Below are 19855 nucleotides of genomic sequence, written 5' to 3' on the forward strand. Positions count from 1 at the left end.
AATGGCCAAAGCTAAATTCGAACGTAACAAGCCCCACTGCAACATCGGCACCATCGGTCACGTCGACCATGGCAAGACCTCGCTGACCGCAGCGATCACCAAGGTGCTCGCAGAAACCGGCGGCGCGACGTTCACCGCCTACGACCAGATCGACAAGGCGCCGGAAGAGAAGGCCCGCGGCATCACGATCTCGACCGCTCACGTCGAGTACGAGACGACCAACCGCCACTACGCCCACGTCGACTGCCCCGGCCACGCCGACTACGTGAAGAACATGATCACCGGTGCCGCCCAGATGGACGGCGCGATCCTGGTCGTGTCGGCTGCTGACGGCCCGATGCCGCAGACCCGCGAGCACATCCTGCTCGCCCGCCAGGTCGGCGTGCCCGCGCTCGTCGTGTTCCTCAACAAGTGCGACATGGTCGACGATCCGGAGCTGCTCGAGCTCGTCGAGCTCGAAGTCCGCGAGCTGCTCTCGAAGTACGAATTCCCGGGCGACAAGATCCCGATCATCAAGGGCTCGGCGCTCGCCGCCCTCGAAGACAAGGACAAGAAGCTCGGCCACGACGCCATCCTCGAGCTGATGCGCAACGTCGACGAGTACATCCCGCAGCCGGAGCGTCCGATCGACCAGCCGTTCCTGATGCCGGTTGAAGACGTGTTCTCGATCTCGGGCCGCGGCACCGTCGTCACCGGCCGTGTCGAGCGCGGCGTGATCAAGGTCGGCGAGGAAATCGAAATCGTCGGTATCCGCGACACCCAGAAGACCATCGTCACCGGCGTCGAAATGTTCCGCAAGCTGCTCGATCAGGGCCAGGCCGGCGACAACATCGGTGCGCTGCTCCGCGGCACCAAGCGCGAGGAAGTCGAGCGTGGCCAGGTGCTGTGCAAGCCCGGTTCGGTCAAGCCGCACACCAAGTTCAAGGCTGAGGCTTACATCCTCACCAAGGAAGAGGGCGGTCGCCACACCCCGTTCTTCACCAACTACCGTCCGCAGTTCTACTTCCGCACCACCGACGTGACCGGTGTCGTGCACCTGCCGGAAGGCACCGAGATGGTGATGCCGGGCGACAACATCGCGATGGAAGTGCACCTGATCGTGCCGATCGCGATGGAAGAGAAGCTGCGCTTCGCGATCCGCGAAGGCGGCCGCACCGTCGGCGCCGGCGTCGTCGCCGCGATCATCGAGTAACTACGCGAATAGGGAATGGCGAGTAGCGAGTGGGTCACTCCATTCGCTATTCGCTACTCGCCACTCACTAAAGAAAGAATACGGCAATGAACGGCCAAAATATTCGCATCCGTCTCAAGGCGTTCGACCATCGAATCCTCGATACGTCGACCCGCGAGATCGTGAACACGGCGAAGCGCACCGGTGCGCAGGTTCGCGGACCGATTCCGCTGCCGACCCGCATCGAGAAGTTCACCGTCAACCGTTCGCCGCACGTTGACAAGAAGAGCCGCGAGCAATTCGAGATGCGCACCCACAAGCGCCTCCTCGACATTGTCGACCCGACCCCGCAGACCGTCGATGCGCTGATGAAGCTCGACCTGGCCGCCGGTGTCGACGTCGAGATCAAGCTCTAAGGTTTTGGATTTTTACGTCCGCCGCTTGCGGACAGAAAGACAGGAAGCACGCCGATGCGCTCCGGAGTGATCGCACAAAAGGTCGGGATGACGCGGGTCTTTACGGAGACCGGCGAGCATATCCCTGTGACCGTGCTGAAGTTGGGCAACTGCCAGGTGCTGGGCCACCGCACGACCGAGAAGAACGGCTATGTCGCTCTTCAGCTCGGCTCGGGCGCCCGCAAGACCGTGTACATGCCCAAGGCCGAACGTGGCCAGTTCGCGGTCTCCAAGGTCGAGCCGAAGCGCAAGGTCGCTGAGTTCCGCGTGTCCGAGGACGCGCTGATCCCGGTCGGCGCGGAAATCCAGGCGGACCATTTCGTGGTCGGCCAGTTCGTCGACGTGACCGGTACCTCGATCGGTAAGGGCTTCGCCGGCGGCATGAAGCGCTGGAATTTCGGCGGTCTGCGCGCCACCCACGGTGTGTCGATCTCGCACCGTTCGATCGGTTCGACCGGTGGCCGTCAGGACCCCGGCAAGACCTTCAAGAACAAGAAGATGCCCGGTCACATGGGCGTCGACCGCATCACCACGCTCAATCTGCGCGTGGTTTCGACCGACGTCGAGCGCGGCCTGATCCTCGTCGAAGGCGCCGTTCCCGGCTCCAAGGGCGGCTGGATCTCGGTGCGCGACGCGGTCAAGAAGCCGCTGCCGAAGGACGCCCCGAAGCCCGGCAAGTTCAAGGTTGCAGGTGGCGAAGCTGCCGAGGCTGTGGCCGAGAAGGAGGGCGTGTGAGATGGAATTGAAAGTCACGACCCTTGAAGGCAAGGACGCCGGATCCGTCGAGCTCTCGGACGCGATCTTCGGTCTCGAGCCGCGCGCCGACATCATCCAGCGCTGCGTGCAGTGGCAGCTGAACAAGCGTCAGGCCGGCACCCACAAGGCCAAGGGCCGCGCCGAGATCTGGCGCACCGGCAAGAAGATGTACAAGCAGAAGGGCACCGGCGGCGCCCGTCACGGCTCGGCCCGCGTGCCGCAGTTCCGCGGCGGTGGCCGTGCGTTCGGTCCGGTCGTTCGCTCCCATGCGACCGACCTTCCGAAGAAGGTGCGCGCGCTCGCGCTCAAGCATGCGCTCTCGGCCAAGGCCAAGGACGGCGGGCTGATCGTGATCGACAATGCGCAGCTCGAGGCCGCCAAGACCAAGGCGCTGCTCGGCCACTTCTCCGGCCTCGGACTGACCAACGCGCTGATCATCGACGGCGCCGAGCTGAACGCCGGTTTCGCGACCGCGGCCCGGAACATTCCGAACATCGACGTGCTGCCGATCCAGGGCATCAACGTCTACGACATTCTCCGCCGCCAGAAGCTGGTGCTGACCAAGGCTGCGGTTGATGCGCTGGAGGCGCGCTTCAAATGAAGAACATCGATCCGCGCCACTACGACGTCATCATCTCTCCCGTCGTGACGGAAAAGGCGACGCTCGCCTCCGAGCACAACAAGGTGATGTTCAAGGTCGCCGGCAAGGCGACCAAGCCGCAGATCAAGGAAGCGGTCGAGAAGCTGTTCGACGTCAAGGTGAAGAGCGTCAACACTCTCGTTCGCAAGGGCAAGACCAAGGTGTTCCGCGGCAATCTCGGCTCGCAGTCGGACACCAAGCGCGCGATCGTGACCCTGGAAGAGGGCCACCGCATCGACGTGACTACCGGACTATAAGGCGCAACGACGATGGCATTGAAAACCTACAATCCCACGACGCCGGGCCAGCGCCAGCTGGTCATGGTCGATCGTTCGGCGCTCTACAAGGGCAAGCCGGTGAAGACCCTGACCGAGGGCAAGCTCGGCAACGGCGGTCGCAACAACACCGGTCGCATCACCGTGCGTTTCCGCGGCGGTGGCCACAAGAAGGCCTACCGCACCGTCGACTTCCGCCGCGACAAGGTGGACATGCCGGCGGTCGTGGAGCGGCTCGAGTATGATCCGAACCGCACCGCGTTCATCGCGCTGATCAAGTATCAGGACGGTGAGCTGGCCTACATCCTGGCGCCGCAGCGTCTGGCGGCGGGCGACACCGTCGTCGCCGGCAACTATGTCGACGTCAAGCCGGGCAACGTCATGCCGCTCGGCAACATGCCGGTCGGCACGATCGTGCACAACATCGAGCTGAAGATCGGCAAGGGCGGTCAGCTGGCGCGCTCCGCCGGCACCTACGCCCAGATCGTCGGCCGCGACCAGGACTACGTGATCGTCCGCCTGAACTCGGGCGAGCAGCGTCTGGTGCACGGCCGTTGCCGCGGCACGATCGGCGCGGTCTCCAACCCCGATCACATGAACATCTCGATCGGCAAGGCCGGTCGTACCCGCTGGCTCGGCTGGCGTCCGCACAACCGCGGCGTCGTCATGAACCCGATCGATCACCCGCACGGCGGTGGTGAAGGTCGTACCTCGGGCGGTCGCCACCCGGTTACTCCGTGGGGCAAGCCGACCAAGGGCAAGAAGACCCGCACCAACAAGTCGACCAACAAATTCATTCTCCTCAGCCGCCACAAGCGGAAGAAGTAAGGAACGCCGGACATGGTTCGTTCAGTCTGGAAAGGCCCGTTCGTCGAGGGTTCTCTGCTCAAGAAGGCAGATGCCGCGCGCTCGTCCGGCCGTCACGACGTCATCAAGATCTGGAGCCGCCGCTCGACCATCCTGCCGCAGTTCGTCGGCCTGACGTTCGGCGTCTATAACGGCCACAAGCACGTGCCGGTGGCAATCAACGAGGAAATGGTGGGTCACAAGTTCGGCGAGTTCTCGCCGACCCGGACCTTCCACGGCCATTCGGGCGACAAGAAAGCCAAGAAGGCTTGAGGATTAACCGATGAGCAAACCAAAGCGCGAACGTAGCCTCGCGGACAATGAGGCCAAGGCCGTCGCCCGCATGCTGCGCGTCAGCCCGCAGAAGCTCAACTTGGTGGCGCAGCTGATCCGCGGCCGCAAGGCGTCCGCTGCGCTCGCCGACCTGCAGTTCTCGCGCAAGCGGATCGCGGTCGATGTCAAGAAGTGCCTGGAATCGGCGATCGCGAACGCCGAGAACAACCATGACCTCGAGGTTGACGATCTGGTCGTCGCCGAGGCGCATGTCGGCAATGGCATCGTGATGAAGCGTTTTGCTCCGCGCGGCCGTGGCCGTTCGGGCCGTGTGTTCAAACCGTTCTCGCACCTGACCATCGTGGTTCGTCAGGTCGAGGCCGAGGCAAGCGCCTAAGAAGGGCGCAGGAGAAGACGATGGGTCAAAAGATCAATCCAATCGGGCTGCGTCTCGGCATCAACCGGACCTGGGACTCCCGTTGGTTCGCCGGCAAGCAGGAATACGGCAAGCTGCTGCACGAGGACGTCAAGATCCGCGAGATCCTGCACAAGGAGCTCAAGCAGGCGGCCGTCGCCCGCATCGTGATCGAGCGTCCGCACAAGAAGTGCCGCGTGACGATCCATTCGGCCCGTCCGGGCGTCGTGATCGGCAAGAAGGGCGCCGACATCGACAAGCTGCGCAAGAAGGTTGCCGACATCACCTCGTCGGACGTCGTGATCAACATCGTCGAAATCCGCAAGCCTGAGCTCGACGCGACCCTGGTCGCTGAATCGATCGCCCAGCAGCTCGAGCGCCGCGTCGCGTTCCGCCGCGCCATGAAGCGCGCGGTGCAGTCGGCGATGCGCCTCGGTGCCGGTGGCATCCGCATCAACTGCTCGGGCCGTCTCGGCGGCGCCGAAATCGCGCGCATGGAGTGGTACCGCGAAGGTCGCGTGCCGCTGCACACGCTGCGCGCCGACGTCGACTACGGCGTTGCCACCGCGTTCACGACCTTCGGCACCTGCGGCGTCAAGGTCTGGATCTTCAAGGGCGAGATCCTCGAGCACGATCCGATGGCCCAGGACAAGAAGATGGCCGAAGGCGACAGCACGCCGCGTTCGCGCCGCGACGCCGCTTGAGGCAAAGCAGGAATTTGAGGGCTTAAAGCCATGATGCAACCTAAGAAAACGAAGTTCCGGAAGGCGCATAAGGGCCGTATCCACGGCGTTGCGACCTCTGGCGCGACGTTGGCGTTCGGCCAGTTCGGCCTGAAGGCGATGGAGCCTGAGCGCGTCACCGCCCGTCAGATCGAAGCCGCCCGCCGCGCGCTGACCCGTCACATGAAGCGCGCCGGCCGCGTCTGGATCCGCGTGTTCCCGGACGTGCCGGTGTCGAAGAAGCCCGCCGAAGTCCGCATGGGCTCCGGCAAGGGTGCCCCGGAATTGTGGGTGGTCCGGATCAAGCCGGGCCGCGTGATGTTCGAGATCGACGGCGTGCCGGTGCAGACCGCGAAGGAAGCGCTGTCGCTCGCCGCCGCCAAGCTGCCGATCAAGACGCGCTTTGTTGCGCGCATTGCGGAGTAATCGCCATGGCCGAGATGAAAGTTGAAGACATTCGCGCGATGAGCGACGACCAGCGGGAAGACGCGATCCTGAATTTGAAGAAGGAACGCTTCAACCTGCGTTTCCAGCGCGCCACCGGGCAGCTGGAGAACACCTCGCGGATGCGGGAAGCCCGCCGCGATATCGCTCGTATCAAGACCATCGCTGCCCAGCAGCGCGCGAAGAAGAAGTAAGGGGCCAGCTATGCCGAAACGTACTCTGCAGGGCGTGGTCGTCAGCGACAAGCAAGCCAAGACCATCGTGGTGCGCGTCGATCGCCGCTTCACCCACCCGATCTACAAGAAGACGATCCGCCGTTCCAAGAACTACCACGCGCACGACGAGAACAACCAGTTCAAGCCGGGCGACATGGTCTGGATCGAGGAATCGAAGCCGATCTCGAAGCTGAAGCGCTGGACCGTGGTCCGGGGCGAACACAAGAAAACGGCCTGATTACTTCGGCCTGGCCGAGGGAATTCAGGGAAATTTTGAGCGCGCTGAAGCGCAGAAAGAGGACGAGGTGCATCAATGATTCAGATGCAGACCAACCTCGACGTGGCCGATAATTCAGGCGCACGCCGTGTCATGTGCATCAAGGTTCTTGGAGGTTCCAAGCGCCGCTATGCCACCGTGGGCGACGTTATCGTTGTGTCGATCAAGGAAGCCATTCCGCGTGGCAAGGTGAAGAAGGGCGACGTGATGAAGGCCGTCGTGGTCCGGGTCCGCAAGGACATCCGCCGCGCCGACGGTTCGGTCATCCGCTTCGACCGCAACGCCGCCGTGCTGATCAACAATCAGTCCGAGCCGGTCGGCACCCGTATCTTCGGGCCGGTGCCGCGCGAGCTGCGCGCCAAGAACCACATGAAGATCATTTCGCTCGCGCCGGAGGTGCTGTGATGGCTGCCAAGATCCGCAAGGGCGACAAGGTGATGGTGCTCACCGGCCGCGACAAGGGTCGCACCGGCGAGGTGTTCGAGGTGCGTCCGGACGAGAACAAGGCTCTCGTTCGCGGCATCAACATGGTGAAGCGTCACCAGAAGCAGACCCAGACCCAGGAAGGCGGCATCATCTCCAAGGAGATGCCGATCGACCTTTCGAACATTGCGTATGTCGGCAAGGACGGAAAGCCGACCCGCATCGGGTTCAAGATTCAGGCCGATGGCAAGAAGGTTCGTGTTGCCAAGAGCTCGGGAGCAGAGATCGATGGCTGATACAGCTTACACGCCGCGTCTGCGCGCGGAGTATGACAAGAAGATCCGCGGCATGATGACCGAGAAGTTCGGTTATGCCAACGTGATGCAGGTGCCGCGCCTCGACAAGGTCGTGCTCAACATGGGCGTGGGCGACTCCGTCAACGATCGCAAGAAGGCCGAGACCGCCGCCGCCGAGCTGACCCAGATCGCCGGCCAGAAGGCGATCGTGACCTATTCGCGGAGCGCGATCGCGACCTTCAAGCTGCGTGAGAACCAGCCGATCGGCTGCAAGGTCACGCTGCGCAAGACCCATATGTACGAGTTCATCGACCGCCTGGTGAACGTGGCGCTGCCCCGCGTCCGCGACTTCCGCGGCCTGAACCCGAAGAGCTTCGACGGCCGTGGCAACTATTCGCTCGGCATCAAGGAGCACATCATTTTCCCCGAGATCGACTTCGACAAGGTCTCGGAAGCGCGTGGCATGGACATCACGGTCTGCACCACCGCCAAGACCGACGACGAGGCGCGTGCCTTGTTGACCGCTTTCAATTTCCCGTTCCGGCAGTGAGTAGCTGAGCCAAAGCCACTCAAACGCGGATACCCAGGAGCCAAGCATGGCAAAGAAGAGTTCAGTCGAGAAGAACAACCGGCGCAAGCGGATGGCGAAGAACGCCGGCCCGCGCCGCGAGAAGCTGAAGGCGATCATCGCCGACAAGACCAAGCCGATGGAAGAGCGCTTCGCGGCGACGCTGAAGCTCGCCGAGATGCCGCGCAACTCGTCGCCGACGCGCATCCGCAACCGTTGCGAGCTGACCGGGCGTCCGCGCTCGAACTATCGCAAGAACAAGCTCTCGCGCATCGCGCTGCGTGAACTCGGCTCCAAGGGCCTGGTTCCCGGCCTCGTGAAGTCGAGCTGGTAAGGGAGGGTCGGAACAATGTCTACGCACGATCCGATCAGCGATCTCATCACCCGCATCCGCAACGCGCAGATGCGCTCCAAGTCCAAGGTCTCGAGCCCCGGCTCGAAGATGCGCGCCAACGTGCTCGAGGTGCTGAAGTCCGAGGGTTACATCCGCGGCTACGCCAGCGTCGAGCATGCCTCGGGCCGCAGCGAGCTCGAGATCGAGCTGAAGTATTTCGACGGCGAGCCCGTCATCCGCGAGATCGAGCGGGTGTCGAAGCCGGGCCGCCGCGTTTACGCCTCGGTGAAGAACCTGCCGCGCGTGAACAACGGTCTCGGCATTTCGGTGTTGTCGACGCCGAAGGGAATCATGGCTGACCACCAGGCGCGCGACGCCAACGTGGGCGGCGAAGTTCTCTTCACGGTGTTCTGAGGAAGGATTTTACGATGTCACGTATCGGCAAAAGGCCGGTGGCGATCCCGTCGGGTGTGACGGCGACCGTCGAGGGCCAGACCGTCAAGGTGAAGGGGCCGAAGGGCCAGCTTCAGTTCGTCGTGCATGACGACGTCGAGGTGAAGTTCGAGAACGGTCAGGTCAAGGTCGCTCCGCGGGTCAAGACCAACCGCGCGCAGGCGATGTACGGCACCGCGCGCGCGCAGGTCGCCAACCTCGTCGAGGGCGTCACCAAGGGCTTCGAGAAGAAGCTCGAGATCACCGGCGTCGGCTACCGCGCCGCGATGCAGGGCAAGAACCTGCAGCTCGCGCTCGGCTACAGCCACGACGTGGTGTACGCGATCCCGGAAGGCATCACCATCGCGGTGCCGAAGCCGACCGAGATCACGATCACCGGCAACGATCCGCAGCGCGTCGGCCAGGTCGCCGCCGAGATCCGCGCCTACCGTCCGCCGGAGCCCTACAAGGGCAAGGGCGTGAAGTACGCCAACGAATTCATCTTCCGCAAGGAAGGCAAGAAGAAGTAACGGAGCCGGTCATGTCACTCAAGGTTACGAATGCCCGGCGCAAGCAGCGCGTGCGCCTTGCGCTTCGCCGCTCGGCAGGCGGCCGTCCGCGGCTGTCGGTGTTCCGCTCGTCCAAGCACATCTACGCCCAGGTCATCGACGACCAGAAGGGCGAGACGCTCGCCTCCGCCTCGTCGCTGGAGAAGACCATGCGCGACGCCGGCAAGACCGGCGCCGACATCGACGCGGCGAAGGCCGTCGGCAAGCTGCTCGCCGAGCGCGCGGCGCAGAAGGGTGTCAAGGAAGTCGTGTTCGATCGCGGCGCCTACATCTATCACGGGCGCGTCAAGGCGCTCGCGGATGCGGCGCGCGAAGGCGGATTGAGCTTCTAAACTTTACGAACGATGACGAGGAAAGAGGCGCAAGGCCTCCTAGAGATTGGAAAACACCATGGCAGGTGAACGCGAACGCGGCGGACGCGAACGGAGCAGGGAGCGCGAGGAGCGCGACAGCGAGTTCGTCGACAAGCTCGTCCACATCAATCGCGTGGCGAAGGTCGTCAAGGGCGGCAAGCGCTTCGGCTTTGCGGCGCTGGTCGTGATCGGCGACCAGAAGGGCCGGGTCGGGTTCGGCCACGGCAAGGCGCGCGAAGTTCCGGAAGCGATCCGCAAGGCGACCGAATCGGCGAAGCGCAACCTGACGCGCGTCGCGCTTCGCGAAGGCCGCACGCTGCATCACGACATCGCCGGCCGTCACGGCGCCGGCCGCGTCTACCTGCGTGCCGCTCCGGCCGGTACCGGCATCATCGCCGGCGGCCCGATGCGCGCTGTGTTCGAGACGCTCGGCATCCAGGACGTGGTGGCGAAGTCGATCGGCTCGTCGAATCCCTACAACATGGTTCGCGCGACGTTCGATGCGCTGAAGCATCAGGATTCGCCGCGCTCGGTGGCGGCACGCCGCAACATCAAGGTCTCCACCCTGCAGTCGCGCCGCGTCGGCGGCGACGCCGAAGTGGTGGCGGAATAACAACGCGCGCTTCTCGAAGCGCTATTCGGAGTTACTGTCATGGCCAAGGCCAGCAAGACCATCAAGGTCGAGCAGATCGGCAGCGCAATCCGCCGCCATCACTCGCAGCGTTCGACGCTGATCGGCCTCAAGCTCAACAAGATCGGCCGGGTTGCCGAGCTGCAGGATACCCCTGAAGTTCGCGGCATGATCAGCAAGGTTCAGCATCTCGTCCGCGTCGTCGGCGAGTAAGCAGAGATAAGGAGAAGGGCGATGAAGCTCAGCGATATCGCCGACAACGCCGGCTCGCGCAAGAAGCGCATGCGTGTCGGCCGTGGCATCGGTTCCGGCAAGGGCAAGACCTCGGGCCGCGGCGGCAAGGGCCAGACCGCGCGTTCGGGCGTCCGCATCAAGGGTTTCGAAGGCGGCCAGATGCCGATGCATCGCCGTCTGCCGAAGCGCGGCTTCAACAACATCTTCCGGCTCGACTTCGCCGAGATCAATCTCGACCGTCTGCAGGAAGCGATCGACAACAAGCTGGTCGATGCGAGCGCGACGGTGAACGTCGAATCGCTGGTCAAGGCCGGCGTGCTGCGCCGCGCCAAGGACGGCCTGCGGCTGCTCGGCCGCGGCGAGATCAAGACCAAGCTGACCATCGAGGTGCACGGCGCTTCCAAGTCGGCCATTGCCGCGGTCGAGAAGGCCGGCGGTTCGGTCAAGATCCTAGCCCCCGCCAAGGAAGAAGGCGAGGCGGCGTAACATCTGCGTCATTGCCCGCGACGCGCGGGCAATCCGCGGATCGAATGATGGACTTATCGAGGCCGAGCACCAGATAATGTCCGGTGTCTGCCGGCGCCCAGGGAATTGATCTCTTTGGGGGCGCCGGCGAATGGGGCTCCGGGAGAAAGCCGAAACATGGTCTCAGCAGCCGAACAACTTGCCGCCAACCTCAATTTCGGACAGCTGGCGAAAGCCGACGAGCTGAAGAAGCGCATCTGGTTCACCCTGGGTGCGCTGCTTGTTTATCGGCTCGGCACCTACATCCCGCTGCCCGGCATCGATCCCAACATCTGGGAGCAGGTGTTCCGCAGCCAGTCCGGCGGCATCCTCGGCATGTTCAACATGTTCGCCGGCGGCGGCATCCACCGCATGGCGATCTTCGCGCTCAACATCATGCCGTACATCTCGGCATCGATCATCGTGCAGCTGCTGACCACCGTGTCGCCGCAGCTCGAGGCGCTCAAGAAGGAAGGCGAGGCGGGCCGCAAGACGCTGAACCAGTACACCCGCTATCTGACCGTGATCCTGGCGCTGTTCCAGTCCTATGGCATCGCGATCGGCCTCGAAGGCGCCGGTAATGTCGTCAGCGACCCCGGCATGTTCTTCCGGATCTCGACCGCGATCACGCTGACCGGCGGCACCATGTTCCTGATGTGGCTCGGCGAGCAGATCACCTCGCGCGGCATCGGCAACGGTATCTCGCTGATCATCCTGTCCGGCATCGTCGCCGAGCTGCCGTCGGCGCTCGCCAACATGCTGGAACTGGGCCGCCAGGGCGCGATGTCGACCGGCCTGATCCTGATCGTCATCGTGATGGCGGTCGCCGTGATCGCCTTCATCGTGTTCATGGAGCGCGCGCAGCGCCGGCTTTTGATCCAGTATCCGAAGCGCCAGGTCGGCAACAAGATGTTCGAGGGCCAGTCCTCGCACCTGCCGCTCAAGCTGAACACGTCAGGCGTGATTCCGCCGATCTTCGCCTCGTCGCTGCTGCTGCTGCCGACCACGGTCGCGAACTTCAACGCCGGCAAGGGGCCGGAATGGTTCCAGTGGATCACGACCCAGCTCAGCCACGGCCGGCCGCTGTTCCTGTTCATGTATCTCGCGCTGATCGTGTTCTTCGCGTTCTTCTACACCGCGATTGTGTTCAATCCGACCGAGACTGCGGACAACCTGAAGAAGCATGGCGGCTTCATCCCGGGCATCCGGCCCGGCGAGCGCACCGCCGAGTACATCGACTATGTGCTGTCGCGCATCACGGTGCTCGGCGCGGTCTATCTCGCGATCGTCTGCCTGATTCCTGAAATTCTGATTTCCTACGCATCGGTCCCGTTCTACTTTGGCGGCACCTCGCTGTTGATCGTCGTCAGCGTGACGATGGATACGGTGTCGCAGGTGCAGGGCTATCTGCTCGCTCATCAGTATGAGGGGTTGATCAGGAAGTCGAAGCTCAGGGGAGGCCGCCGCCGCTGATCGCGGCTCGGCTTCGAACTCAAAACACAGGTGTGCGGACGTCGCCCACCTAGCCGGGGGGCGAAACAGATATGAGATTGATCCTTTTGGGGCCGCCGGGCTCGGGCAAGGGAACCCAGGCGCAGCGGCTGGTGCACAAGCACGGCATCGTCCAGCTCTCGACCGGTGAGATGCTGCGCGCTGCGGTCGCCGCGGGCACGCCGGTCGGCCTCCAGGCCAAGGAGATCATGGCCAATGGCGGCCTGGTTCCAGACGAGGTCGTGGTGGGAATCATCGCCGACCGCATCGAGGAGCCCGATGCCAAGAAGGGGTTCATTCTCGACGGCTTCCCGCGCACTGTGCCGCAGGCCGAGGCGCTCGACGATCTGCTCCGGAAAAAGCACCTCAAGCTCGACGCGGTGGTTGAGCTCCGCGTTAACGAGAGCGCGCTGCTCGCCCGCGTTGAGAAGCGTGCCGAGGAAACCCGCGCGCGCGGCGAGGAAGTCCGCCTCGACGACACGCCGGAAGTGCTGACCAAGCGCCTGGCGCAGTACCGTTCGCTGACGGAGCCGCTGATTCACTATTATTCGGAGCGGCGGAAGCTTCTGACGGTCGATGGCATGATGACCATCGAGCACGTCACCCGCGAGATCAACCGGATCCTGACCGCGCTCGGCGCGCTGGAACCGAAGGAACACGAAGATCACGCCCCGAAGGCGGCTAAAAAGGCCGCCAAGGCGGCCATGAAGGCCAGCAAGAAGCCGGCCACGATGGCAGCTAGACCAGCCAAAAAGGCCGCCAAATCGGCCCGGAAGGCTGCCAAGGCGTCCTCCAAGGCCAAAGCGGCCAAGAAAACCGTGAAGAAAACCGTGAAGAAAGCCGCGAAGAAGGCGGTAAAGAAGGCCGCCCGCGCCGCGAAAGCCCGCAAGGGAGCAAAGACCGCCAAAAAGGCGGCAAAAAAGCTCACGAAAAAGCGAGCTAAACGCTAGGAGCGGTTGACGAAACCGACATGAATCCTTTAATAAGCCCCGCATCCAAGTTGGATAGTTTGATGACGATGCCGGGCCCCGAAGGACATGAGGGGAGGGCGTCGTGTTCGCGTTTGTGGACACAAGCCCGAGAGAGCAAGCACTTGAGAAGCCCGTATCCGTGATGGATCGGCGACAGGAGAGAAGTCCGTGGCCCGTATTGCCGGCGTCAACATTCCTACCAACAAGCGCGTCCTGATCGCGCTTCAGTACATCCATGGCATCGGCCAGAAGAATGCGGCCGACATCATCGAGAAGGTCAAGATCCCGCTGGACCGTCGCGTCAACCAGTTGACCGACCAGGAAGTCCTGCAGATCCGCGAAGTGATCGACCGCGACTACCTGGTCGAGGGCGACCTCCGTCGCGAGGTCGGCATCAACATCAAGCGGCTGATGGACCTCGGCTGCTACCGCGGCCTGCGTCATCGCCGCGGTCTGCCGGTGCGCGGCCAGCGCACCCACACCAATGCGCGCACGCGCAAGGGGCCGGCCAAGGCGATCGCCGGCAAGAAGAAGTAAGTTTTGCGAATTGCTAGTGGGGAGTAGCGAATGGAAATTCGCTACTCGCCATTTGCGTTTTGAGGTGTAGCCGCTGGCACTACGGCGGCGTCGAGATCACAGGAAAGGTTTGAAATGGGCAAGGAAGCCACCCGCGTACGCCGCCGCGAACGCAAGAACATCGCCTCCGGCATCGCGCACGTGAATTCGTCGTTCAACAACACGACCATCACCATCACCGACGCGCAGGGCAACACCATTGCCTGGTCGTCGGCCGGCACCATGGGCTTCAAGGGCTCGCGCAAGTCGACCCCCTATGCCGCGCAGGTCGCGGCCGAAGACGTCTCCAAGAAGGCGCAGGAACACGGCATGCGCACGCTGGAGGTTGAAGTGGCCGGCCCGGGTTCGGGCCGTGAGTCGGCGCTCCGCGCGCTGCAGGCGGCGGGCTTCACCGTCACCTCGATCCGAGACGTGACCACCATCCCGCACAATGGCTGCCGTCCGCGCAAGCGTCGGCGCGTTTGATCTGTAAGTCGCGGGCGGCCTCTGGCCGCCCTGCGATGGTTTTTGGAATTGACCGCGCGGACTGATCCGCGATCTCCAACGCCGGGTTCGGCCATTCGATTTGGCCCTGTGACCGGCAAATGGGTGAAACAGTGACGATCCAGAAAAATTGGCAAGAACTCATTCGACCGAACAAGCTGCAGGTAACGCCGGGCTCGGACGCGAGCCGGTTCGCCACCGTGGTCGCCGAACCGCTCGAGCGTGGCTTCGGCCAGACGCTCGGCAACGCGCTGCGCCGCATCCTGTTGTCCTCGCTGCAGGGCGCGGCGGTGCAGTCGGTGCATATCGACGGCGTGCTGCACGAGTTCTCCTCGATCGCCGGTGTCCGTGAAGACGTCACCGACATCGTCCTCAACATCAAGGACATCTCGATCAAGATGCAGGGCGAAGGCCCGAAGCGCATGGTCGTGAAGAAGCAGGGCCCGGGCGCCGTCACCGCCGGCGACATCCAGACCGTCGGCGATGTCACGGTGCTCAACCCCGACCTGCAGCTCTGCACGCTGGACGACGGCGCCGAGATCCGCATGGAGTTCACGGTCACGACCGGCAAGGGCTATGTCGCCGCCGAGCGCAACCGTCCCGAGGATGCTCCGATCGGCCTGATCCCGGTCGACAGCCTGTTCTCGCCGGTCCGCAAGGTCTCCTACAAGGTCGAGAACACCCGCGAGGGCCAGATCCTCGACTACGACAAGCTGACCATGACGATCGAGACCAACGGCGCGATCACGCCGGAGGACGCGGTGGCCTACGCCGCGCGCATCCTGCAGGATCAGCTCAACGTGTTCGTCAACTTCGAAGAGCCGCGCAAGGAAGTCACGCAGGAGATCATCCCCGATCTCGCGTTCAACCCGGCGTTCCTCAAGAAGGTCGACGAGCTCGAGCTGTCGGTGCGTTCGGCAAACTGCCTGAAGAACGACAACATCGTCTACATCGGCGACCTCGTGCAGAAGTCGGAAGCGGAAATGCTCCGCACCCCGAACTTCGGCCGCAAGTCGCTGAACGAGATCAAGGAAGTGCTGGCCCAGATGGGTCTGCACCTCGGCATGGAAGTGCCGGGCTGGCCGCCGGAGAACATCGACGAGCTCGCCAAGCGCTTCGAGGATCACTACTAAGCTTTGGTCATTCCGGACGTCGCGAAGCGGCGATCCGGAATCTCGAGATTCCGGGTTCGGCTCTGCGAGCCGCCCGGAATGACGTCCGGGCGAACGCAGGATGCCCACCTGCAAAACTTGTCGCTGAACCACCGCGGCAGAATTGAAGAAGGAAGAAGTCAATGCGTCACGGCAAGGTTCATCGGAAGCTCAACCGCACCGCCGAGCACCGGCGTGCGATGTTCGCCAACATGGCGGCCGCGCTGATCAAGCACGAGCAGATCGTCACCACGCTGCCGAAGGCCAAGGAGCTGCGGCCGATCGTCGAGAAGCTCGTCACCCTCGGCAAGAAGGGCGGCCTCGCCCTGCGCCGCCAGGCGATTTCGGAGCTGCGCGACGTCGACCAGGTCAAGAAGCTGTTCGACACGCTGGCGACCCGCTACAAGGACCGCCAGGGCGGCTACACCCGCATCATCAAGGCCGGCTTCCGCTACGGCGACAACGCGGCGATGGCCGTGATCGAGTTCGTCGACCGCGACGTCGACGCCAAGGGCCAGGATTCCGGTCCGACCCAGGACAAGGAAGCCGAGGCGGCGTAAGCCCCGCTTCGAGCCAGGTTTTGAAAGCGGCGCCTTCGGGCGCCGTTTTTATTTGTCGGCGTCGCTCCATCCCGGACGTCGTCCTGGCGAAAGCCAGCACCCACAATCGCAAGCGGACGTTGTCGCGACGGCTGGAGGTCGCGCCGTCGCGCAATAACGCGGGCTGGTGGTAATGGGTCCTGGCTTGCGCCAGGACGACGTCGTCTTGTGTACTGTCTTCCTCACGCATCGGTGAGATGCAATTGCGGCGCTGCATGCCGCGCCCGATATGTCCATCGACATCAATGGAGATGACAGATGAAAATCGACCTTTCCGGAAAGACTGCGCTGGTGACCGGCTCGACCGCGGGCATTGGCAATGCCATCGCAAGGGGGCTGGCCGAGACCGGCGCCGAGGTCGTCGTCAACGGCCGCGGTCAGGCCAAGGTCGATGCCGCGATTGCCGCGATCACGAAGGCGGTACCCGGCGCGAAGCTCCGCGGCATTGCCGCCGACGTATCGAGCGCTGCCGGTTGCAAGGCGCTGCTCGCGGCGCTGCCGGACGTCGACATCCTCGTCAACAATGCCGGCATCTTCGAGCCGAAGCCGTTCTTCGACATTCCCGACGAGGACTGGAGCCGCTTCTACGAGGTCAACGTGATGTCGGGCGTGCGGCTGTCGCGCGGCTACATGCAGGGCATGCTGAAGCGCAACTGGGGTCGCATCGTCTTCATTTCCTCGGAGTCCGGCCTCAACATTCCGACCGAGATGATCCATTACGGCATGACCAAGACCGCGCAGCTTGCGATCGCGCGCGGGCTCGCCGAGCTGACCAAAGGCACCGCCGTGACCGTCAACTCGGTGCTGCCCGGACCGACCATGTCCGAAGGCGTCGAGACCTTCGTCAAGGATCTCGCCAAGCAGAACGGCCAATCGGTCGAGGAGGCTGCCTCCAACTTCGTCAAGCAGCACCGGCCGACCTCGCTGCTGCAGCGCTTTGCCAGCACCGAGGAGATCGCCAATCTCGTGGTCTATGTCTGCTCCAGGCAGGCATCGGCGACCAACGGCGCCGCGCTGCGCGCCGAAGGCGGCATCGTCAACACCATCGCATGAGGCCGCATGCCGGCCTATGTGATCTCCGAGGTCGAGATGCGCGACGCCGCGGCGTTCGAGGCCTATCGGACGCAGGCGGCGAACACCATCGCACAATTTGGCGGGCGCTACGTCGTGCGCGGCGGCACGGTCGAGGTGGTGGAGGGCGGTCCACCACCGAACGCGATCGTCATCATCGAATTTCCGACCATGGCGCGCCTGCGCGAATGGTATGCGTCACCGGAATATGCCGAAGCGTTGAAGCTTCGCGCAACCGCGCTGGACCGACGCCTGCTGTTCGTCGAGGGCGTGCCGGCGATCTAGAGCTTTTCCCGTTCCGATGGAATCGGAACGGGGCTCTAGATTCTTGTTTTGGCGCGTTTTCTTCACGCGAACCGGTATCCACTTCGCTCGAAAACGCTCTAGCTATCCCTTCGCGCCGTCGAGGAACTCGCTGAAGCCTGCGGGACGGTAGGGACCGAAGCAAATCTGCTCCAGCACGCCAATTCCGGTCTGGCCGCCCTGGCAGGCGCGGACCACCTGCTGGACGTGCACATTCTCGCGGGCCAGCGGGTCGAGCGTCGATGGATCGAACGACTCGCCGCCGATCTCGAGCTCGCCCTTCCACATGCCCTGGCCCCACTGCGGATGGCCGTAGCCGAGCCCCTTCATCTGGAATTTGAGGATCGGGTCGAGCGCGATGGTCGTGGTGTGGCCGTCGATATCGACGAGGTCGATTTCAGCCGACTGCGCGAGCCGGGTGTGCGGCACGTATTTGACGCGATGCCGCGCGGTCGCCATGCGGCGGTCGAGGCCGTCGACCACGCCGGGAATCTCGGCCTCGCATCGGTAGAGCGGCGCGGTGATGCCCTCGCGGACCAGCGCCTCGCCCTGCGTCCCGTCGAAGAAGATCGTGTGCGAGATGTGGTCGTCCCAGACCAGCGGCGCCCAGAGGAAGAACACGCTCGGCGGCGGCATCGGCGCGCCTCCGACGTCGCGTTCGCCGACATTGCGCACGCCCCAGGAGCGATCCTTGGTGCCGTAGCAGGTGCGATCGTCGACCTTGATCCCGCCGTCGGGGTGGCTGATGACACCGCTCCAGCGGCCGAACTGGTCGAACCGGGTCGAATCCATCGCGCGGCGGCCGCCCGACCAAAGCGTCTGGCGCGCTTCCTGGATCGCGGCGGTGCGCGCGGAGAAGGTCAGGTCGCAGGCGAGGCCCGTCGCATTGTCGTCGAGCACGACCCGGGTCCGCAGCATCGGCTCGAGCACTTCGAGCCTGAACGGACCGACCTGCATCTCGGTGCGCTCGATCGGGGCGCGCCGCGAACCGTAGAAGCAGTGCTGCCGTCCGCCGCGTTCCACGACGCTGAAGGCGCAATCGAGGATCTTGCGGTGCGGGTAGATCGCAATGCCGATCCCGAAATAATACGCGCCGTCGGCGGTGTAGCCGTTGAACCAGGTCCGGTCATAGACATTGCGGTCGCTGGTCGAGGGAACCGCGATCGGCTCCGGCGTCTGGTGGATGGGGAAATCGTCCAGTTTGTTGAGCACGCCGATCCCTTTCGATGTCCTGACGCGTTGTATCCACTTCGCTCGATAGCGCGTCAGTCCTGCCAGTATGAAAAACTGTCGTGGTCCAGGGCTTGCGCGCAGGCGCCGCGGGTCATTTTCAGGAACAGCGCGTCGCCTCGCTCGGAGCGCTGGACGCTGAGCGCGGAGACGACGCCCATCATGATGCCGTGCAGCGTGTAGCGCCGATAATCCCGCCAGCAACGATCCCACTCATAGTCCCGCACGCCGCGCCGGATCAGTTCCGAATGATAGAACCGAACCAGGTCGGCCTCATGAAGACGCCGTTCGATCGGGTCGATGCCGGCCGAGAGGAAATAGGCGACGTCGACGATTCCTGGGCCCACTGTCAGCGTCTGCCAGTCCAGCGTCGCCATCGGATGGGTATTGCCGCGGACGTCGAACAGCATGTTGTCGAGCCGGAAATCCGCATGCTGGAGCGTTCGCGGCGCCGATCGATCGGACTGGTAGCGCAATAGCGCGTCCGGAAGCCGGTCGATCAGATCAAGGAATTCCGGCTCGATCACGCCGCGATATCGCTCCTTGTAGTGACCGATGATGCCGGGCAGCGCCGCGCGAAGGTCTCTGCGCCGGCTTGCGGCCATCACGAAGCATTGCACCGCATCGAGGCTCGGGTCATTCCATCGCGGCGCATGCAACGCCGCGGCCTCGGTCATGGCGATCCGGCTGTCGGCGATCGAGCATCCGGCGAGCTGATCGCCCGGACGTGCGGGCGCGAGGTCCTCCAGGATCAGGGTGAAGTCGTCGGTCGCCGGATCGATTTCGGCAAGAATCGGCCGGGGGGTGTGAATGGCGACGGTGGCGGCCAGCTCGCGATAGAACGCGACCTCGCGGACGTAAAGCGTGTGCGCAGAACCGGAGCGGCGGCTGTCGGGATCTGCGGCAGGGAATTTGCCGACGACGCTCACGGGAGCGTTCGGCTCGTCACCGTCATAGGTCAGTCGAAATCGATAGCTGTCGCCGACGAGGCCATTGCCGACCGGCTTGCAGGCGAGGTCGACGACCCTGACCTCGTCGATCACACCGGCTTCGCGCAGCGCCCGCGTCATCCACTCCGGATCGATCCGCGACGGATCGGCCGTGAGCAAATTCATCGGTTTCCTCCCATCCCCGTGGGCGTCACCAC

At 63.8% G+C, this 19855-nt stretch carries 32 protein-coding genes; 30 read left to right on the plus strand and 2 right to left on the minus strand.

All coding sequences use genetic code 11. The features are described from left to right. The first annotated feature begins 1 nt into the window (after position 1). The 30 genes from tuf (at position 2) to Q2M23_RS19900 (ending at position 17460) form a co-directional block, all read left to right on the plus strand. Positions 2–1192, plus strand: a complete 1191-nt coding sequence (gene tuf, locus Q2M23_RS19755; protein ID WP_018272140.1) for an elongation factor Tu — start codon at positions 2–4, stop codon at positions 1190–1192. Positions 1193–1278: 86 nt separating this feature from the next. Beyond that, positions 1279–1587: a 30S ribosomal protein S10 gene (gene rpsJ / locus Q2M23_RS19760; RefSeq protein WP_002712302.1), complete on the plus strand. Its 309-nt coding sequence runs from the start codon at positions 1279–1281 to the stop codon at positions 1585–1587. Positions 1588–1641: 54 nt separating this feature from the next. Further along, on the plus strand, positions 1642–2361 hold the full coding sequence (gene rplC, locus Q2M23_RS19765; protein WP_057019547.1) for a 50S ribosomal protein L3: 720 nt from the start codon (positions 1642–1644) through the stop codon (positions 2359–2361). A 1-nt stretch (position 2362) separates the two neighbouring features. After that, positions 2363–2983 carry a 50S ribosomal protein L4 gene (gene rplD, locus Q2M23_RS19770; protein WP_016843745.1) on the plus strand — a complete coding sequence of 207 codons (621 nt, stop codon included), beginning with the start codon at positions 2363–2365 and terminating at the stop codon, positions 2981–2983. Next, a complete protein-coding gene (locus Q2M23_RS19775) occupies positions 2980–3279 on the plus strand; it encodes a 50S ribosomal protein L23 (RefSeq protein WP_028339313.1) in 300 nt (99 codons plus the stop codon). The genes rplD and Q2M23_RS19775 overlap by 4 nt, the downstream gene beginning before the upstream one ends. Positions 3280–3291: 12 nt before the next feature. Then, on the plus strand, positions 3292–4125 hold the full coding sequence (gene rplB / locus Q2M23_RS19780; protein ID WP_021081655.1) for a 50S ribosomal protein L2: 834 nt from the start codon (positions 3292–3294) through the stop codon (positions 4123–4125). Positions 4126–4137: 12 nt separating this feature from the next. Then, positions 4138–4416, plus strand: coding sequence for a 30S ribosomal protein S19 (gene rpsS, locus Q2M23_RS19785; protein ID WP_028335459.1), 279 nt, complete (start codon positions 4138–4140; stop codon positions 4414–4416). A gap of 10 nt (positions 4417–4426) precedes the next feature. After that, a complete protein-coding gene (gene rplV / locus Q2M23_RS19790) occupies positions 4427–4813 on the plus strand; it encodes a 50S ribosomal protein L22 (RefSeq protein ID WP_016843750.1) in 387 nt (128 codons plus the stop codon). A 20-nt stretch (positions 4814–4833) separates the two neighbouring features. After that, positions 4834–5535, plus strand: coding sequence for a 30S ribosomal protein S3 (rpsC, locus tag Q2M23_RS19795; RefSeq protein ID WP_016843751.1), 702 nt, complete (start codon positions 4834–4836; stop codon positions 5533–5535). A gap of 30 nt (positions 5536–5565) precedes the next feature. Then, positions 5566–5979: a 50S ribosomal protein L16 gene (gene rplP / locus Q2M23_RS19800; protein WP_016843752.1), complete on the plus strand. Its 414-nt coding sequence runs from the start codon at positions 5566–5568 to the stop codon at positions 5977–5979. Positions 5980–5984: 5 nt separating this feature from the next. Then, positions 5985–6191, plus strand: coding sequence for a 50S ribosomal protein L29 (gene rpmC / locus Q2M23_RS19805; RefSeq protein ID WP_016843753.1), 207 nt, complete (start codon positions 5985–5987; stop codon positions 6189–6191). Between the two features lie 10 nt (positions 6192–6201). Then, a complete protein-coding gene (gene rpsQ / locus Q2M23_RS19810) occupies positions 6202–6450 on the plus strand; it encodes a 30S ribosomal protein S17 (RefSeq protein ID WP_016843754.1) in 249 nt (82 codons plus the stop codon). A 75-nt stretch (positions 6451–6525) separates the two neighbouring features. Then, complete coding sequence (gene rplN, locus Q2M23_RS19815) at positions 6526–6894, plus strand: 50S ribosomal protein L14 (RefSeq protein WP_011473865.1); 369 nt, start codon at positions 6526–6528, stop codon at positions 6892–6894. Further along, the gene (gene rplX / locus Q2M23_RS19820; RefSeq protein WP_016843755.1) at positions 6894–7208 is read left to right on the plus strand and encodes a 50S ribosomal protein L24; all 315 of its coding nucleotides are present in this window, start codon (positions 6894–6896) and stop codon (positions 7206–7208) included. Before rplN ends, rplX begins: the two co-directional genes overlap by 1 nt. Continuing rightward, a complete protein-coding gene (gene rplE / locus Q2M23_RS19825; protein ID WP_316396696.1) occupies positions 7201–7758 on the plus strand; it encodes a 50S ribosomal protein L5 in 558 nt (185 codons plus the stop codon). Before rplX ends, rplE begins: the two co-directional genes overlap by 8 nt. A gap of 46 nt (positions 7759–7804) precedes the next feature. Then, positions 7805–8110 (plus strand): 30S ribosomal protein S14, encoded by a 306-nt coding sequence (gene rpsN / locus Q2M23_RS19830; RefSeq protein WP_016843757.1) that lies wholly within the window; start codon positions 7805–7807, stop codon positions 8108–8110. Positions 8111–8125: 15 nt separating this feature from the next. Then, positions 8126–8524, plus strand: coding sequence for a 30S ribosomal protein S8 (gene rpsH, locus Q2M23_RS19835; RefSeq protein ID WP_018272133.1), 399 nt, complete (start codon positions 8126–8128; stop codon positions 8522–8524). A 14-nt stretch (positions 8525–8538) separates the two neighbouring features. Further along, positions 8539–9072 (plus strand): 50S ribosomal protein L6, encoded by a 534-nt coding sequence (gene rplF, locus Q2M23_RS19840; RefSeq protein WP_024578581.1) that lies wholly within the window; start codon positions 8539–8541, stop codon positions 9070–9072. A gap of 11 nt (positions 9073–9083) precedes the next feature. Beyond that, the gene (gene rplR, locus Q2M23_RS19845) at positions 9084–9443 is read left to right on the plus strand and encodes a 50S ribosomal protein L18 (protein ID WP_016843760.1); all 360 of its coding nucleotides are present in this window, start codon (positions 9084–9086) and stop codon (positions 9441–9443) included. A 58-nt stretch (positions 9444–9501) separates the two neighbouring features. Then, on the plus strand, positions 9502–10077 hold the full coding sequence (gene rpsE / locus Q2M23_RS19850) for a 30S ribosomal protein S5 (RefSeq protein WP_016843761.1): 576 nt from the start codon (positions 9502–9504) through the stop codon (positions 10075–10077). Between the two features lie 39 nt (positions 10078–10116). Continuing rightward, positions 10117–10308: a 50S ribosomal protein L30 gene (rpmD, locus tag Q2M23_RS19855; protein ID WP_028335461.1), complete on the plus strand. Its 192-nt coding sequence runs from the start codon at positions 10117–10119 to the stop codon at positions 10306–10308. Positions 10309–10329: 21 nt separating this feature from the next. Next, on the plus strand, positions 10330–10815 hold the full coding sequence (gene rplO, locus Q2M23_RS19860; protein WP_028339310.1) for a 50S ribosomal protein L15: 486 nt from the start codon (positions 10330–10332) through the stop codon (positions 10813–10815). 156 nt (positions 10816–10971) lie between these two features. Next, positions 10972–12306: a preprotein translocase subunit SecY gene (gene secY, locus Q2M23_RS19865; protein WP_057019546.1), complete on the plus strand. Its 1335-nt coding sequence runs from the start codon at positions 10972–10974 to the stop codon at positions 12304–12306. Between the two features lie 71 nt (positions 12307–12377). Next, positions 12378–13274, plus strand: coding sequence for an adenylate kinase (locus Q2M23_RS19870; RefSeq protein ID WP_253589966.1), 897 nt, complete (start codon positions 12378–12380; stop codon positions 13272–13274). A 189-nt stretch (positions 13275–13463) separates the two neighbouring features. Beyond that, on the plus strand, positions 13464–13832 hold the full coding sequence (gene rpsM / locus Q2M23_RS19875; protein ID WP_057019544.1) for a 30S ribosomal protein S13: 369 nt from the start codon (positions 13464–13466) through the stop codon (positions 13830–13832). A gap of 114 nt (positions 13833–13946) precedes the next feature. After that, complete coding sequence (gene rpsK / locus Q2M23_RS19880; protein ID WP_006021048.1) at positions 13947–14336, plus strand: 30S ribosomal protein S11; 390 nt, start codon at positions 13947–13949, stop codon at positions 14334–14336. Between the two features lie 119 nt (positions 14337–14455). Next, the gene (locus Q2M23_RS19885) at positions 14456–15487 is read left to right on the plus strand and encodes a DNA-directed RNA polymerase subunit alpha (RefSeq protein WP_035631062.1); all 1032 of its coding nucleotides are present in this window, start codon (positions 14456–14458) and stop codon (positions 15485–15487) included. Positions 15488–15648: 161 nt separating this feature from the next. Continuing rightward, entirely contained in the window at positions 15649–16065 is a 417-nt protein-coding gene (rplQ, locus tag Q2M23_RS19890) for a 50S ribosomal protein L17 (protein ID WP_028339307.1), read from the plus strand. Positions 16066–16362: 297 nt separating this feature from the next. Next, positions 16363–17157, plus strand: a complete 795-nt coding sequence (locus tag Q2M23_RS19895) for an SDR family NAD(P)-dependent oxidoreductase (RefSeq protein ID WP_225160333.1) — start codon at positions 16363–16365, stop codon at positions 17155–17157. A 6-nt stretch (positions 17158–17163) separates the two neighbouring features. Further along, positions 17164–17460 (plus strand): DUF1330 domain-containing protein, encoded by a 297-nt coding sequence (locus tag Q2M23_RS19900; RefSeq protein ID WP_316396707.1) that lies wholly within the window; start codon positions 17164–17166, stop codon positions 17458–17460. A gap of 102 nt (positions 17461–17562) precedes the next feature. On the opposite strand, the gene Q2M23_RS19905 is transcribed toward Q2M23_RS19900, so the two are convergent. Together Q2M23_RS19905 and Q2M23_RS19910 are read right to left on the minus strand one after the other, a co-directional pair. Continuing rightward, positions 17563–18690, minus strand: coding sequence for a hypothetical protein (locus Q2M23_RS19905; protein WP_316396709.1), 1128 nt, complete (start codon positions 18688–18690; stop codon positions 17563–17565). Between the two features lie 53 nt (positions 18691–18743). Continuing rightward, positions 18744–19823: a phosphotransferase gene (locus Q2M23_RS19910; protein ID WP_316396710.1), complete on the minus strand. Its 1080-nt coding sequence runs from the start codon at positions 19821–19823 to the stop codon at positions 18744–18746. Between the last annotated feature and the right edge of the window lie 32 nt (positions 19824–19855).

The sequence above is a fragment of the Bradyrhizobium sp. 33ap4 genome (assembly GCF_032654765.1).
GTDB classification, from domain to species: Bacteria; Pseudomonadota; Alphaproteobacteria; order Rhizobiales; family Xanthobacteraceae; genus Bradyrhizobium; species Bradyrhizobium australafricanum.